The 14,696-nt window shown below is 66.3% G+C and carries 12 protein-coding genes; 8 read left to right on the forward strand and 4 right to left on the reverse strand.

Annotated features, from left to right (window positions below):
* Positions 1-17: 17 nt before the first annotated feature.
* From ACQHGV_RS04645 to ACQHGV_RS04670, 6 genes are all read left to right on the forward strand, one after another.
* On the forward strand, positions 18-1,814 hold the full coding sequence (locus ACQHGV_RS04645; protein ID WP_440979617.1) for an acyl-CoA dehydrogenase C-terminal domain-containing protein: 1,797 nt from the start codon (positions 18-20) through the stop codon (positions 1,812-1,814).
* 162 nt (positions 1,815-1,976) lie between these two features.
* Positions 1,977-2,384, forward strand: a complete 408-nt coding sequence (locus tag ACQHGV_RS04650) for a DUF2147 domain-containing protein (RefSeq protein WP_440979618.1) — start codon at positions 1,977-1,979, stop codon at positions 2,382-2,384.
* Between the two features lie 38 nt (positions 2,385-2,422).
* Positions 2,423-3,733, forward strand: coding sequence for an OmpP1/FadL family transporter (locus ACQHGV_RS04655; RefSeq protein WP_183951450.1), 1,311 nt, complete (start codon positions 2,423-2,425; stop codon positions 3,731-3,733).
* A 14-nt stretch (positions 3,734-3,747) separates the two neighbouring features.
* A complete protein-coding gene (locus tag ACQHGV_RS04660) occupies positions 3,748-4,497 on the forward strand; it encodes an electron transfer flavoprotein subunit beta/FixA family protein (protein WP_440978845.1) in 750 nt (249 codons plus the stop codon).
* Positions 4,494-5,423, forward strand: coding sequence for an electron transfer flavoprotein subunit alpha/FixB family protein (locus ACQHGV_RS04665; protein ID WP_440978846.1), 930 nt, complete (start codon positions 4,494-4,496; stop codon positions 5,421-5,423). The genes ACQHGV_RS04660 and ACQHGV_RS04665 overlap by 4 nt, the downstream gene beginning before the upstream one ends.
* A 417-nt stretch (positions 5,424-5,840) precedes the next feature.
* Entirely contained in the window at positions 5,841-6,890 is a 1,050-nt protein-coding gene (locus ACQHGV_RS04670; protein WP_240455888.1) for a LacI family DNA-binding transcriptional regulator, read from the forward strand.
* 3 nt (positions 6,891-6,893) lie between these two features.
* Here ACQHGV_RS04670 and ACQHGV_RS04675 read toward each other — a convergent pair whose 3' ends face one another.
* The 3 genes from ACQHGV_RS04675 to ACQHGV_RS04685 all read right to left on the reverse strand — a co-directional run bounded on the left by ACQHGV_RS04675 (position 6,894) and on the right by ACQHGV_RS04685 (position 9,872).
* Positions 6,894-8,021, reverse strand: coding sequence for a glycoside hydrolase family 68 protein (locus ACQHGV_RS04675; RefSeq protein ID WP_440979619.1), 1,128 nt, complete (start codon positions 8,019-8,021; stop codon positions 6,894-6,896).
* A gap of 32 nt (positions 8,022-8,053) precedes the next feature.
* On the reverse strand, positions 8,054-9,409 hold the full coding sequence (locus ACQHGV_RS04680; protein WP_440979620.1) for an MFS transporter: 1,356 nt from the start codon (positions 9,407-9,409) through the stop codon (positions 8,054-8,056).
* A gap of 145 nt (positions 9,410-9,554) precedes the next feature.
* Positions 9,555-9,872: a metalloregulator ArsR/SmtB family transcription factor gene (locus ACQHGV_RS04685; protein WP_440979621.1), complete on the reverse strand. Its 318-nt coding sequence runs from the start codon at positions 9,870-9,872 to the stop codon at positions 9,555-9,557.
* 186 nt (positions 9,873-10,058) lie between these two features.
* Between ACQHGV_RS04685 and ACQHGV_RS04690 the strand changes: the two genes are divergently transcribed.
* Positions 10,059-10,895, forward strand: coding sequence for an acyl-CoA desaturase (locus ACQHGV_RS04690; protein ID WP_440979622.1), 837 nt, complete (start codon positions 10,059-10,061; stop codon positions 10,893-10,895).
* On the opposite strand, the gene ACQHGV_RS04695 is transcribed toward ACQHGV_RS04690, so the two are convergent.
* A complete protein-coding gene (locus tag ACQHGV_RS04695) occupies positions 10,859-13,117 on the reverse strand; it encodes a S9 family peptidase (RefSeq protein WP_440979623.1) in 2,259 nt (752 codons plus the stop codon). The genes ACQHGV_RS04690 and ACQHGV_RS04695 overlap by 37 nt on opposite strands.
* Before the next feature lie 135 nt (positions 13,118-13,252).
* Between ACQHGV_RS04695 and ACQHGV_RS04700 the strand changes: the two genes are divergently transcribed.
* Positions 13,253-14,614 carry an FAD/NAD(P)-binding protein gene (locus ACQHGV_RS04700; protein WP_440979624.1) on the forward strand — a complete coding sequence of 454 codons (1,362 nt, stop codon included), beginning with the start codon at positions 13,253-13,255 and terminating at the stop codon, positions 14,612-14,614.
* Positions 14,615-14,696: the final 82 nt, after the last annotated feature.

The raw sequence follows: 14,696 nt of genomic DNA on the forward strand, positions 1-14,696 counted from the left end.
CGGGAGAGGATAATCCCATGCAAGTCTATAACGCGCCGCTACGCGACATGCGTTTCGTCCTCCACGAACTTTTCAAGGAGGACGAGTTCGGCCCCGTCGCGGGCCAGGACGAATTCGGTCCCGAACTGTACGACGCGATCCTCGAAGAGGCGGCGCGCGTCACGCAGGAGGTCCTGCTGCCGCTCAACGCCACCGGCGACATCGAAGGGTGCAAGCTGGAGAACGGCGTCGTCCGCACGCCGACCGGTTTCAAGGAAGCCTATAGCCAGTTCTGCGAAGGCGGCTGGGCCGCGCTCGCCTCGCCGGTCGAATATGGCGGGCAGGGGCTGCCCGAGGCGGTGAACAAGCTGGTCGAGGAGATGATCTGCGCGACCAACCTGTCGTTCAGCCTCTATCCCGGCCTGACGCACGGCGCGACCACCGCGCTGATGGGCCATGGTTCGGAAGACCTGAAGAGCTTCTACCTGCCGAAGATGATCTCGGGCGAATGGTCCGGCACGATGTGCCTGACCGAGGCGCATTGCGGCACCGATCTGGGTCTGCTCCGCACCCGCGCCGAGCCGCAGGAGGATGGGTCGTATCGCCTGACCGGCGGCAAGATCTTCATCTCGGCGGGCGACCATGACCTGACCGACAACGTCATCCACCTTGTCCTCGCCCGCACGCCCGATGCGCCTAAGGGGGTGAAGGGGATCAGCCTGTTCCTGGTGCCGAAATATCTGCCCAAGGACGACGGCTCAGTTGGTCCCGCCAATGGCGTCAGCGTCGCGGCGATCGAGCACAAGATGGGCCTGAAGGCTTCGGCCACCTGCCAGCTGGAGTTCAACGACTCCAAGGGCTGGGTCGTGGGTGAGCTGAACAAGGGCCTGGCCGCGATGTTCACCATGATGAATACCGAGCGTGTGTCGGTGGGCATCCAGGGGCTGGGCGTCAACGAGATCGCGTACCAGTCGGCCGTCGCCTACGCCAAGGACCGGTTGCAGGGGCGTGCGCTGGGCGGGGCCAAGCGGCCCGATCTGCCCGCCGACCCGATCATCGTCCATCCGGACGTGCGCCGCATGCTGATGACGATGCGTGTCTATGCCGAGGGCTGTCGCGCGCTAGGCCAGTGGGCGGCGCGCGGGCTGGATGCCGAGGCGAATGCGATCGACCCGGCCGACAAGGCGCGCGCGGCCGATTTCGTCGCGCTGATGACCCCGGTCGTGAAGGCGCTGTTCACCGACCTCGCCTTCGACGCGGCCAATCTGGCGGTGCAGGTGCATGGCGGTCACGGCTTCATCCGCGACCATGGCATCGAGCAGTTCGTCCGCGACGCCCGCATCGCGCAAATCTATGAGGGCACCAACGGCGTCCAGGCGCTCGATCTCGTCGGCCGCAAGATGCCCGCGCATATGGGCCGCTATATGCGTCCCTTCTTCCATGCGGTGTCGGAACAGGTCGAGGCGCTGACCTGCCACGAGGACAAGGCGATCACCGGCTGGGCCGCCGCGCTCCAGCAGGCGTTCGGCGCGCTCCAGCTCAGCACCGGCATGATCGCGCAGAAGGGGATGAAGGACCCCGAGGAAGCGGGCGCGGCGGCGACCGATTATCTGCGTCTGCTGGGGTTGGTCGGCATCGGCCATTGCTTCCTGAAGTCGGCGCGGATCGCGACCGAGCGGCTGGCCGAGGGGACGGACGAGACGGCGTTCTACACCGCCAAGCTCGCCACCACCGGCTTCTTCTTCGATCGCATCCTGCCGCAGGCGACGGCGGCGTTCCTGGCGATCAAGTCGGGCAAGCGCTCGACGATGGCGCTGGAACTGGAAGCGTTTTGAGGTGACACGATGCCGGCGGGCCTTGATCAGGGTCAGTCGGCATTATAGTCATAGTGCGGTGTTGTCCTATGCGTCACGTCATGGACGTATAGGGAAATTCAGGGGCGACCGTGAACAGGCGGCGCTTCGGCCCGGATATGGGGCATGGAGAGGAGAAGAGGCATGTTGTTGACCCTGACGGCCATGGCCCTTGCGGCGGCCGGTGCGAATGCGGACACGGTGATCGGCCGCTGGCAGACCCAGACGCGCGGTGGCGTGGTCGAAATCCAGAAGTGCGGCAATTCGGTGTGCGGCCGGATCCTCAGCTCCGAAAAGCTGCGCACCAATCCCAATCTGACCGACCAGAACAACCGCGATGCCAAGCTGCGCAATCGCCCGCTGAAGAACCTGCTGATCCTGCAGGGCTTCTCGCAGGATGGTGCGGCCTGGAGCGGCGGCACGATCTACAATGCCGAGGACGGCAAGACCTATAGCGCCAAGCTGACGCCCGAAGGGCCGGATACGCTGAAGGTGCGCGGCTGCGTCTTCGTGCCGCTGTGCAAGACGCAGACCTGGACCCGCATCCGCTGATCCTTCGTCCCAACGCATCATAGAAAATCTCGGGGAGTATGCTCATGACCAAGTCGCTCAAGGCGCCGCTGCTGGCGACCGCCATCCTGTCCTCGTCCTTCGCCTTCGCGGGTGCGGCGCATGGCCAGGCCTTCTACCTTCAGGAACAGTCGACCCGTGGCCAGGGCCGCGCCTTTTCGGGTGAGGGTGCCGACACCGGCGCGTCGTCGCTGTGGTGGAACCCGGCCTCGATCGCGGGCATGGAACGCGGTGAGGCGGTGCTGGGCGCATCGGCGATCATCCCCAAGGGCGATGTCGTCGATACGGGCACGCTGATCCGCCGTCCGGGCCAGACCTTGCAGCCGGTCGGCGGCAACCGCGTGTCGAGCGATCCGATCAATCGCGGCGTCGTGCCCTCGGGTGCGGTCGCCTTTCCGCTGAACGACCGGGTCGCGGTCGGCCTGGCGGTGACCTCGCCCTACAGCTTCACCACCGAATATGAGGCGAACAGCTGGGCACGGTACAGCGCGCTCAAGACCGAGCTTCGGACCATCGACATCCAGCCTTCGGTCGGCGTCGCGCTGCTCGACTGGCTGCGCGTCGGTGGCGCGCTGAACGTCGAATATACCAAGGCCGAGCTGGGCAATGCGCTGCCCAACCTGTCCTCGGCGCTGCCCGACGGGTTCCAGCGGCTGAAGGGCGATGGCTGGGATCTGGGATGGACCGCCGGCGTGCAGCTGCACAATGACTGGGCGACGGTCGGCATCAGCTACAAGTCGCGGATCAAGCATACGCTGAAGGGCAGCCTGGAAGTGGGCGGTCTGCTCGGCCCGCTGGCTGGCCAGAACCGGACGGTCGACGGCGCGACGGCGGAATTCTACACGCCCGCGCAGATCATCGTCGCGGGCCGTTTCCGCGCGACCGACAAGCTGACGCTGAACGCGCAGGCCGTGCGCTTCACCTGGGCCGATTTCGACGCGATCCGTCTGGGTGCGCCGATCAACACCGCGATCCCCGAAAACTACAAGAACAGCTTCTCGCTGGCGGGTGGCTTCGATTATGCGGCCAATGATCGCCTGACCCTGCGGGCGGGTGTCCAGCGCGGCATCACCCCGACGCAGAACGGCAATCGCGACGCGCGCGTGCCGGACGCCAACCGCTGGAATTACTCGGTCGGCGGCTCGTATCAGGTGACGCCGCGCTTCACGCTGGATGCGGCGGGCAGCTATATCGACTTCGCCAATGCCAGCATCGACCGCCGCACCGCCGCCTATGCGGGCACCGCCGTGCAGACGCCGATCCTGACCTCGGGCCAGGTGCAGAACGCGCGAGCGTTCGTGGCGTCGATCGGCGGCCGCTTCAGCTTCTGATTGAGAGAGTGGTTATGAAGATCGTCGTGCCCGTGAAGCGGGTGTTGGATTACAATGTGAAGCCGCGGGTGAAGGCGGACGGGACGGGCGTCGATCTGGCGAACGTGAAGATGAGCATGAACCCGTTCGACGAGATCGCGGTGGAAGAGGCGATCCGGCTGAAGGAGAAGGGGGCGGCGACCGAAGTGGTCGTCGTCTCGATCGGCGAGCCCAAGGCCGCGGACACGCTGCGCACCGCGCTCGCCATGGGCGCGGACCGGGCGATCCTCATCACCGCCGACCAGCCGGTCGAACCGCTCGGCGTCGCCAAGCTGCTGGCCAAGGTCGTGGAAGAGGAACAGCCCGGCCTCGTGATCCTGGGCAAGCAGGCGATCGACGGCGACAACAACCAGACCGGCCAGATGCTCGCCGGGCTGCTCGGTTGGGCGCAGGGGACGTTCGCATCGAAGGTCGAGATCGACGGTGACAGCGCCAACGTCACGCGTGAGGTCGACGGTGGCCTGGAGACGGTGGCGCTGACTTTGCCCGCGATCGTCACGACCGACCTTCGCCTCAACGAGCCGCGCTATGCGTCGCTCCCGAACATCATGAAGGCCAAGTCCAAGCCGATGGCGACCAAGACCGCCGCCGACTACGGCGTCGACATCGCGCCGCGCCTGACGATCACCCATGTCGCCGAACCCGGCAAGCGCCAGGCGGGCGTCAAGGTCGGCTCGGTCGACGAACTGGTCGAGAAACTGAAAGCACTGGGAGTGGCCAAGTGAAGACGCTGGTATGGGTCGAGCATGACGGCGGGTCCGTCAAGGATGCCACGCTGGCGACCGTCACGGCGGCGGCCAAGCTGGGTGAGGTCCACCTGATCGTCGCGGGGCAGGGTGTGGACGGCGTGGCGCAGGCTGCCGCCAAGATCGCGGGCGTGGGCAAGGTCCATGTCGCCGATGACGCGGCGTACGCCAACGCACTAGCGGAAAACGTCGCGCCGCTGATCGCCGAGCTGATGGGTCATCACGATGCCTTCCTCGCCCCGTCGACCACGACGGGCAAGAACATCGCGCCGCGTGTCGCCGCCCTCATCGACGTGATGCAGATCAGCGACATCCTGTCGGTCGAGGCCCCCGACAGCTTCACCCGCCCGATCTATGCGGGCAATGCCATCGCGACGGTGAAGACTAGCGACAAGAAGCTGGTCCTGACCGTCCGCACCACCGCCTTCGAGAAGGCAGCGGCCGAGGGCGGTTCGGGTACGGTCGAGGCGGTCGCCGCAACCGGCGATGCCGCCAAGTCCCGCTTCGTCGGCGCGGAAAAGGCCGAGAGCGCCCGCCCCGAGCTGACCAGCGCCAAGATCATCGTCTCGGGTGGTCGGGCGCTGGGCTCGGAGGAGCAGTTCCACGCGCTGATCGACCCGCTCGCCGACAAGCTGGGTGCCGCCGTCGGCGCATCCCGCGCGGCGGTCGATGCGGGTTATGCCCCTAACGACTATCAGGTCGGGCAGACCGGCAAGATCGTGGCACCCGAAGTCTATGTCGCGGTCGGTATCTCGGGCGCGATCCAGCATCTGGCGGGGATGAAGGACTCCAAGGTCATCGTCGCGATCAACAAGGACGAGGATGCGCCGATCTTCCAGGTGGCGGACATCGGTCTGGTCGGGGACCTGTTCACCGTCGTGCCGGAGTTGACCGACAAGGTCTGAGATGCGTTCGCGCAGAGGCGCGGAGGGCGCAGAGAAGATTTCGTATTCTCCGCGTTCTCTGCGCCTCTGCGCGAACCATCATTCCTGCCCTGCAAGGGGAGGTGGCGCGCGTAGCGCGTCGGAGGGGTGTCCCGCTATCGAGAGGGTGACACCCCTCCGTCAGGCCTTCGGCCTGCCACCTCCCCTTGCAGGGGAGGAATAGGAATTTCTTTGCGACCACGCATGTGACGGTCGCGAGCCCGTTCGACCGTCATCACCGGATACACTCCCCCAGCCGTCTGATCCCCCCTCAACCTGCGGCCTTGCATAGCGCGCCAAAGCGCGTCACGGACGATTATTGCTAATCCATGTAAAAATGGTCCGACAAATGCCGTTGCCTGCTTGTTCGCCATGGGGTGCTGCGGTTAGCGTTCTCAAATGAATGAGAATTTTATGGAGCAGGATGTGCGCCGGGTGCGTACCATCGCGGATCTCGCGGAACTGGCCGGCGTGTCGCCGGGCACCGTGTCGCGTGCCCTGGCCGGAAAGACTCTGGTCAACGAGCAGACGCGCCAGCGGATCAAGGCGCTGGCCGACGAGCATGGCTTTCGCCCCAACCAGATGGCCAGCCGCCTGCGCACCCGTCGCACCGGCGTGATCGGCGTCGTCGTGCCGCTAGGGCATGAGCGGCGGCAGCATCTGTCCGACCCGTTCTTCATGACGATGCTCGGCCATCTGGTCGATGCGCTGACCGAGAACGGCTATGACGTGATGCTGTCACGCGTCATCCCTGATGCCGAGGACTGGCTGGACCGGGTGGTCGATTCGGGGATGGTCGATGGCGTGCTGCTGATCGGTCAGTCCAACCAGTATGACGCGATCGAGCGGGTCGCGCGGCGCTATCGCCCGCTGGTCGCCTGGGGCGTCACCCTGCCGGGGCAGGTCCATGCGGCGGTGGGGACCGACAATCTGGCCGGCGGCCGGCTGGCCGGTGAGCGGCTGGTGGCGCATGGATGCCGGCGTATCGCCTTTCTGGGCGATACCAGCGCGCCCGAAATCCGCGCCCGCTATGACGGTGTCGTCGCCGCCATGGCCGAGGCGGGGTTGCCCGATGCGCCGCTGCAGCTGTCCTGTCATCTCGCCTCCGACATCATGGAGCAGGAGATCGCCGCGCATATCGACGCGCTGCTGCAACAGGGCGGGGGAGAGATGCCGGTCTGCGGGATTGCGGCGGCCTCCGACATGATCGCCATGACGGCGGTGCGCGTGCTGGCCGACCGGTCGATCGCGGTGCCCGGCGCGCTGGCGGTGGTCGGCTATGACGATCTGCCGCTCGCCGCCCAGGCGGTGCCGCGCCTGACCACCATTCGCCAGGACATCGCGGCCGGCGCCCAGGCGATGGTCGATGCGCTGTTCGCGCGGATCGGTGGCGAGGAGGCCGGCTCCGTGGTGCTGGCCCCCGATCTGATCGCGCGGGACTCCGCCTGAGCCTCAGTCGCGGGCGATCGCCACCCGGTCGCCCGCCATCTCGATACGGAACCACGGCGCGGCGGTGCCGCCGAAATGCCGGCGGCGAAGCGCGGCGTCGGTGCTGACGTCGACACCTTCCAAACCCCAATAATCGACGAAGCTGATGACATCGCCCTCTCCGGTGACCCACCAGCAATAGGCCTGGGTCGGCTCCTCGACCGGATTGCCGGCGACCAGCCCGGTGCCGTTCACCGGCCGCCACGGGCCCGCCATGCTGTCGGCGACCATCGCATAGAGGCCGGTCGGCGCGCTTAGGCCGGGGGCGAAGCGCTTGGCCTGGGTCGACCAGAAGCAGTAATAGAGTCCGTCCCGCACAATGATATGCGGCCGCTCCAGCTCGCTGTTGACGCCGATCGACTCGATCATCGCGGGCTGGATCACCCAGCGCCCGTCGACCCGCTTGGCGACGCCGATGACGCCGTCGAGATGCTCGTCGACCCAACCGGCCGAGCCGACGAACAGCAGATATTCTGAACCGTCCGCCGGGTCACGGAAATAGGCCGGATCGCGAAAGCCCTTGATGCCGCCATTTTCCGGCTCGGCCTGATTGGCGACGATATAGTGATGGCCGTCCGCCGCCACGCTCTCCACCGGCGTATCCCAACCTTCGCAGCGTGCCTCATCGCCCTCGACGATGAAGCGCCCCATCGTCTCGAACAGCCGCTGCTCGAAGGTGCGCGGACCGCCGCACCGGCCCGAGGCGGTGAAATACATGGTCAGCGTCGTGTCGTCCTCGCCCAGCACCGCCGAGCCCGACCATTCGCGGCTGCCCGGCGTGAAGCCGTCGGCAAAGGTGACGCCGTGGTCGCGCCAGCCGTCCGCACCGTGGCTGGTCAGGCGGATACGCGCTTCGTCATGCCGCCATTCGGGATCGTCGAAGCGCGGCGTGGCGAGGAAAAACCACCAGCTCCGCCCGGCCAGCATCGCGGTGCGCCCGTCGGCATAGGCGATCTGCCACATGTCCCACAGATCATGGTCGGGCAGGATCGGCACCACGTCTGCATCGGCGAAGACCGGCAGGCGGGCATCGGCCTGGTCGGCGATACCGGCAAGCGCGTCGGCCGACCAATGGGTAGGGGCTGTCGTCATGATACCTCGAAATGGAAAAGGGGGAGAGCCGGTCAGGCGTGGCGCAGGGCTTCGCGGGGCTGTCGCGTGCGGACGGACAGCACCGAGGCGGCGGCGAGCAGCATCAGTACCCCACACAGGATCAGCACATTGCGCGGATCGCCGCCCAGCCAGGATTGATAGAAGAGTGGCAGCGTCACGCCGAAGATCAGCATCGGGATGACGATCATCATGTTGAAGATGCCCATATAGACGCCCGTCCGCTCGGGCGGGATCGACCCGGCGAGGATGACGTAAGGGTTGCCCATCATGCTGGCCCAGCCCAGGCCGATGCCGATGGCGGGCAGGAAGAGCATCGCCTTGCTGGTCATGTGCGGCATCGCGATCATGCCGATGCCGGTGATGACCAGGCAGATCGCATGCAGCGGCGCGGCCCCCCAGCGCCTGGCCAGCGGCACCATCGCAAAGGCCGCCAGGAACGCCACACCGTTATAGAAGGCCGCGACCTCGCCATTGGTCAGCACGGCGGCGTGGAAGCCCGACGAGGTGGCGTCGGCGGTGCCATAGACCGAACGCCCGATCGCGTAGATGACGTAATTCCAATAGGCCATCATCGCATACCACTGGAACAGGCTCATCAGCGCCAGCTTGCGCATCGCGGTCGGCATGGTGCGGATCGCATCGCCGATCTCGCCCAGCGTCGCGCCGATACCCTTGGGCGCAGCGGCGATGCGGGCGCGCTCGTCAGCGGTCAGCGGCAATTCGGGGACGCGCCGGATCGACCAGACGATCGTCACGAAGGACAGGACCGCGCCGATCATGAAGACGATGCGCGCGGTATAGGGGATATGGTGGCTGTCGACCCAGTCGGGGTTCATGCCCGCCCAGACCAGCAGCGACGGCGTCAGAAAGGCGAGCATCTGCGCCAGCCCAGTAAAGGCGCTCTGGGTCAGGAAGCCGACATTGTGCTGGCTCTGGTCCAACCGGTCGGAGACATAGGCGCGGTACGGCTCCATGGTGATGTTGTTGCCGGCGTCGAGAATCCACAGCAGTGAAACCGCCATCAGGATCGACGAGCTGAGTGGCATGAAGAACAGCCCCAGCGCGCACAGCACCGCACCGATCAGGAAATAGGGCGTGCGCCGGCCGAAGCGGCTGTCGGTCCGATCGCTCATCGCGCCGATCAGTGGCTGGATCAGCAGACCCGTCATCGGCCCCGCCAGTTGCAAGAGCGGAATCTGCGCCTCCGACGCGCCTAGATAGCTGTAGATCGGTGCCATATTGCCCTGCTGCAACCCGAAGCTGAATTGCAGGCCGAGAAAGCCCAGATTCATCTCGAGGATACGGACCAGCGACAGGCGCGGCTTCATCGAGGCCATGGTGCCGGCGGCAGGATGGGACGGGGTCATCAGGGTCCTCTCGCACGCGGGGGTAAGGACCGTATCTAGCGCCGGTTTACCGCGTCGGGGAGCATCATGACGTGGTCTGGGATGGTTTGCAACAAACGATTGCAAAAACGACTGTGGCTTATGATTATACCGCAATCAGCACAGGTTAGGGGTCCTTGTCCTGATCCCGTGCCAGGGTGGCGCTTTCGCGCTTGAGCGGACGCGCCACGGGGCAGACCTCCTGCACGAAGCCATGAAGCGTATTCGTCAGGCTTTCGGGAACGAGCCGATAGAAAACGAACTGGCCCCGCTTCTCGCTGCTCACCAATCCGGCGGCTTCGAGCACCGACAGGTGCTGTGAGATGGATGGCTTGGTCATTTCGAACCGCGAGGCGATGTCGCCAGCGCTGAGTTCGGCATGGGCCAGATAGGCGAGGATACGGCGACGGGCCGGGTTGGCCAGCGCCTCGAACACGCGTTGCATGGCGATGCATTTAGGGAATTACCTAAGCATTGACAAACCATCTAAAATATTTAGGAATATAGCTAAATAAGGAAGGGGCGCAAAATGACGTGTCGTTCGACCGCTCGCATGATCGCCTCGGCTGATAGCGACGCCTGTGACGGGCATGTGCAATGGTCTCCGGGGCGATCGCTTTGGATGATCGGCATGACCGGATCGGCGCTGATCCTTGCACCGATCTACGTCACGCCTGGGGCCATGCTGCTATGGATGACGACATCGGTGGTCACCTTGTGCCTGGGACATTCGATCGGGCTTCACCGCCTGCTGATTCACCGCAGCTTTGCGACTTCGCCTTGGCTGGAAAGGCTGCTCGTCTATCTGGGCACGCTGGTCGGCATGGCGGGGCCGCTCGGCATGGTGCGACTGCACGACATGCGTGATTGGGCGCAGCGACAGGTTGCCTGCCACGATCTGCATGCACACCGCGCGTCGCTGCTTCGCGACGCATGGTGGCAGATGCATTGTCGGCTGGAACTGGCGCACCCGCCGCGTTTCGCGCCCGAGGCCCGGCTGCGCACCGACCCCCTATTGGCGCTGCTCGAGCGAAGCTGGATGGCGCAGCAACTGCCCTGGGCGCTGTTGTTCCTGTGGATCGGCGGGCTGCCTTGGCTGATCTGGGGCGTGCCGGTACGGGTGGCGGTAGGTGTAACCGGCCATTGGCTGGTCGGTCACATCACCCATCGTCGCGGCCCCCAGGGCTGGCGGATCGAGGATGTCGCGGTGCAGGGCCATGATCTGCCCGCCGCCGCGCTGGTCACATTTGGCGAGGCGTGGCATGGCAATCACCACGCTTGGCCGGACTCGGCGCGCTTGGGCATCGAGCCGGGACAGCATGATCCCGGCTGGTGGGTCTTAATCACCCTGCGGCGTTTAGGGCTGGTCTGGGATATCAAGGAACCCGCGATGCTGGCCCCGCGCGAGGGCCTTCACCGGGTTACCGTCGATCACCGCCCGCCGGGCGGCAGGTTCGTCTCCAGATAGCGGGTCATCAGCGAATACAGGTGGATGCTGGTATTCTCCCCCTCATAGATGCCGTGGCTGCGGTCGGGATAGGCCATCATCGTAAACGGCTTGTTGAAGTGGATCAGGCGATCCACCAGCTGATCCTGGTTCTGGTAATGAACATTGTCGTCCAGCGTGCCGTGGATCAGCAGCAGATTGCCCTTCAGCCGGTCGGCGAAGGTGATGGGCGAGCCGTTCTTATAGCCTTCCGCATTGTCCGGCGGCAGGCCCATATAGCGTTCCTGGTAGACGGTGTCGTAGAGCGTCATGTCCGTCGGCCCCGCCACCGCGATTCCCGTCTTGTAGAGATCGGGATAGCGGAACAGCGCGTTCTGGGTCATCGCGCCGCCGCCGCTCCAGCCCCAGATGCCGATCCGGTCGGGATCGATATAGGGGCGGGTGCTCAGCATCTTGCGGACCGCCGCGGCATAGTCGGCGGAGGCCTGGATACCGACCTGGCGATAGATGCTCTTGCGCCAGTCGCGCCCGCGCGGGGTGGCGGTGCCGCGCGGATCGATGCTGGCGACCAAATAGCCCTTTTGCGCCAGCATCCGGTGCCAAAGTCCTTGCGATCCCGCCCATCGATCCGCGACCGTCTGGCCCCAGGGTTCGCCATAGACGAAGTAGAGGATGGGGTAGCGCTTGGCGGGGTCGAAGCCGGCCGGCTTGATCAGCCAGCCGTCGAGCTGCGTACCGCCCCCGATGTCGACGCGGAAGAACTCGGTCGGCGCGAGACCGGTGTCCTTGACCACCTTGGTGAGCGGTGCATTGGCGGCCAGCGTGCGCAGCGGCTGCTGGCGCGTCAGGTCGAGCATGTCGGTCACCGGCGGGGCGTCGAAGCGCGACACGGTGTGCAGCGCCCAATGCTCGCCGGGTGCGATGTCATAGCTGTGCGTGCCCGGCTGGTTCGCAGGCGTCAGCCGCTCGACCTTGGGCGTACCTGACAGGGTGGTGCGATAGAGGTAGCGTTGGGTCGGATTGTCGGGCGAGGCGATGAACCAGGCATAGCCGGCCTTCTCATCGACATTGAGCAGCTCGACCACATCGAACCGGCCCGGCGTGCGTAAGGTCGCGCGCCCGCTCGCCCGGTCGATGGTGTAGAGGTGCCGCCAGCCGTCGCGCTCCGACAGCCAGGTGAAGCGGTGTCCGCCCTCCAGCCATTCGGGCGCGTTATTGGCCTCGACCCAGGCGGCGTCCTTCTCGACCATGACCGGCTTGACCGCGCCGGTCGCGGGATCGCCGAGCAGGACCTTGTAGGTGTTCTGCAAGCGGTTGGACTGCTGGAGGAAGACGGCGTTCGATCCGCCGGCCCAGCTCATCTGCGGTACGTAATTCTGGCGCGGATCGCCCTCCAGCTTGAACCAGCGCGTGGCGCCGTCGGCGACGTCGACGGTGCCGACCGTCACCGCCGAATTGGTCGTGCCGGCCTTGGGATATTGCAGCGGTATGATCTGCGAATATTGGCCGCCGGTGTTCTTCACCATGTCGAAGGTGCCGACGCCGCGGGTGTCGAAGCGGAAAAAGGCAATGCGCTTCGAGTCCGGACTCCACTCGAACGCGCGGTGGAGCGAGAATTCCTCTTCATAGACCCAGTCGGCCAGGCCGTTGACGATGAAGTCGTCGCCGTCCCGCGTCAGCGCGACCGGCGCGCCGCCCGCGACCGGTTCGACATAGAGGTTGTTGGCGCGGACATAGGCGATGCGGCCGCTGTCGGGGGAGAAGCTGGCATAGAAGAGCGTCGAGGGCGCCGCGCCGCCGCCGATCTGGCGCAGGCTCTTGCTGGTGCCGTCGAACAGCCAGTAGTCGGCCATGGCGTTGGTCCGCCGGAAGCTCTTGCCATTGGTGCGGATCAGCAGCCAGCGGTGATCGGGCGACCATTCATAGCCATCGATGCCCAGCGGCGCGGCGGCGCCCTTGGGCGTCAGGTCGGCGGCGGCGACCACCACCTCGCGCCGGCCATCGGCGATACGATAGCGGACGATGTCCTGCCCGGCCTTGGGATTGTCCTCGATCGCCAGATAGCTCTCGCCGTCGGGGCTCCAGCGGCTGGCGCGCACGGACTCTGTGCGGACCGCCTTGGGCCCGAAAATCCCCTCGACCGATAGCGGGGCGGGGCGGGCGGTCTGCGCCGTCACGGGCACGACCCATGCGGTCGTGGTCAGCGCCAAGGCCAAGCCGGAAACCCGCCAATATCCCCGCATGATCCGCTCGATCCTTCGTCAAAAAGGACAGCGTAATGCAGCATCAGGGGATCGTATACCGATTTCTCGGGTGGCGGATGCGCGTCGGTGGCGTAGAGGAAAGCGGATCGACAGCGTGAAGGATGTGGCGGGATCATGACTTCGGGTATCGACCATGTGGCGATCATCGGCGGCGGCTTTGCCGGTACGCTGCTGGCCATCAACCTCGTCCGCCATGGCGGCCCGCGCGCGACGCTGATCGAGCGGCATGCGGGGCAATTGGCGCGGGGCGTCGCCTATAGCGCGGCGCATGCCGAACATCTGTTGAACGTCCGTGCCGGCAATATGAGCGCGTTGCGCGACGATCCCGGTCATTTCGTCCGCTGGTTGCAGGCGCGCGGGGCCGGGGACGCCAGGACCTTCGTGCCGCGCCGGGTGTACGGCGACTATCTGCGCGATCTGCTGATGGAGACGATCGCCGCCGATCCGACGCGGCTGGCGCTGGCGCAGGGCGAGGTCTGTGCGCTGACCCGCGATGGCGCCGGCTTTCGGCTGACCCTGGCCGAGGGGCGTGAGATGACCGCCGATGCGGCGGTGCTGGCGCTGGGCAATCTGCCGCCGCACACCCCGCCGGGGATCGATCCATCGGTGCTGGCCGAGGGCTGCTATCGCGAGGACCCCTGGGCGGGCGACATTGCCGAGGGGCTGTGCGACGACGATCAGGTGCTGCTCGTCGGCAGTGGGCTGACCGCGATCGATGCCGCGCTGCTGCTCGATGCCAATGGCTTTGGCGGGCGGACGCTGGCGCTGTCGCGGCGGGGCCTCGCCCCCCGGCGGCATGCCGACAGCCCGCCGGTCCAGCCCTTGCGCGAGCGGCCGGCGGCGAGCCTGTCGGCGCTGGTCCGTCATGTCCGCTGCGTCGCGGGCGAGCAGGGCTGGCGCGGCGCTGTCGACAGCCTGCGCCCGGTGACTCAGATGATGTGGGGTGCGGCCGATGCGGCGACGCGGGCGCGGTTCCTGCGCCATCTGCGCCCCTATTGGGACGTCCACCGCCACCGGCTGGCCCCCGCCATCGCTGAGGCGGTCGACGGCCTCATGGCGCGCGGGCGGCTGACGATCGCGGGCGGCAAGCTGGTTGGGGTCGCGCCGGACGGTGCGGGGGCGATCGCCGACTGGCGGCCGCGCGGGCAGGACGGGGTCGAGACGCTGCGCGTCGCGCGGATCGTCAATTGCACGGGGCCGCAGGGTGACCTGCTGCGTTCACGCGAGCCGCTGATCCGGCAATTGCTGGCGGCGGGCATGATCCGCCCCGATACCCTTCGCATCGGTCTGGAGGTCGATGCGCAGAGCCATGTCGTGACGGCGGACGGTTGCATCGACGACCGGCTCTATTGCATCGGCCCGATGACGCGCGGCGGCCTGTGGGAAGTCGTGGCGGTGCCCGACCTTCGGCAGCAGAATTGGGAACTGGCCCGGCGGCTCGCCCATGCGCAGTGGGTGGGCGGCGAGGGGCTGTAGGGTCACCCCGACCGGACGCAAAAAAAAACCGGCGCGATCTTAGGGAAGAATCGATCGCGCCGGCAGGGACGGGAGTTCGTGA

Origin of the sequence: Sphingomonas pseudosanguinis, assembly GCF_052056765.1 — a bacterium.
Taxonomy (GTDB): domain Bacteria; phylum Pseudomonadota; class Alphaproteobacteria; order Sphingomonadales; family Sphingomonadaceae; genus Sphingomonas; species Sphingomonas pseudosanguinis.

Bases quoted from the DNA above. Each gene is read 5' to 3' on its own strand.
- ACQHGV_RS04695 (WP_440979623.1), bottom strand. From the start codon at position 13,117: ATGCGGGGATATTGGCGGGTTTCCGGCTTGGCCTTGGCGCTGACCACG.
- ACQHGV_RS04680 (WP_440979620.1), bottom strand. From the start codon at position 9,409: ATGACCCCGTCCCATCCTGCCGCCGGCACCATGGCCTCGATGAAGCCG.
- ACQHGV_RS04645 (WP_440979617.1), top strand. From the start codon at position 18: ATGCAAGTCTATAACGCGCCGCTACGCGACATGCGTTTCGTCCTCCAC.
- ACQHGV_RS04660 (WP_440978845.1), top strand. From the start codon at position 3,748: ATGAAGATCGTCGTGCCCGTGAAGCGGGTGTTGGATTACAATGTGAAG.
- ACQHGV_RS04670 (WP_240455888.1), top strand. From the start codon at position 5,841: ATGAATGAGAATTTTATGGAGCAGGATGTGCGCCGGGTGCGTACCATC.
- ACQHGV_RS04700 (WP_440979624.1), top strand. From the start codon at position 13,253: ATGACTTCGGGTATCGACCATGTGGCGATCATCGGCGGCGGCTTTGCC.
- ACQHGV_RS04685 (WP_440979621.1), bottom strand. From the start codon at position 9,872: ATGCAACGCGTGTTCGAGGCGCTGGCCAACCCGGCCCGTCGCCGTATC.
- ACQHGV_RS04675 (WP_440979619.1), bottom strand. From the start codon at position 8,021: ATGACGACAGCCCCTACCCATTGGTCGGCCGACGCGCTTGCCGGTATC.
- ACQHGV_RS04650 (WP_440979618.1), top strand. From the start codon at position 1,977: ATGTTGTTGACCCTGACGGCCATGGCCCTTGCGGCGGCCGGTGCGAAT.
- ACQHGV_RS04690 (WP_440979622.1), top strand. From the start codon at position 10,059: ATGACCGGATCGGCGCTGATCCTTGCACCGATCTACGTCACGCCTGGG.
- ACQHGV_RS04655 (WP_183951450.1), top strand. From the start codon at position 2,423: ATGCTCATGACCAAGTCGCTCAAGGCGCCGCTGCTGGCGACCGCCATC.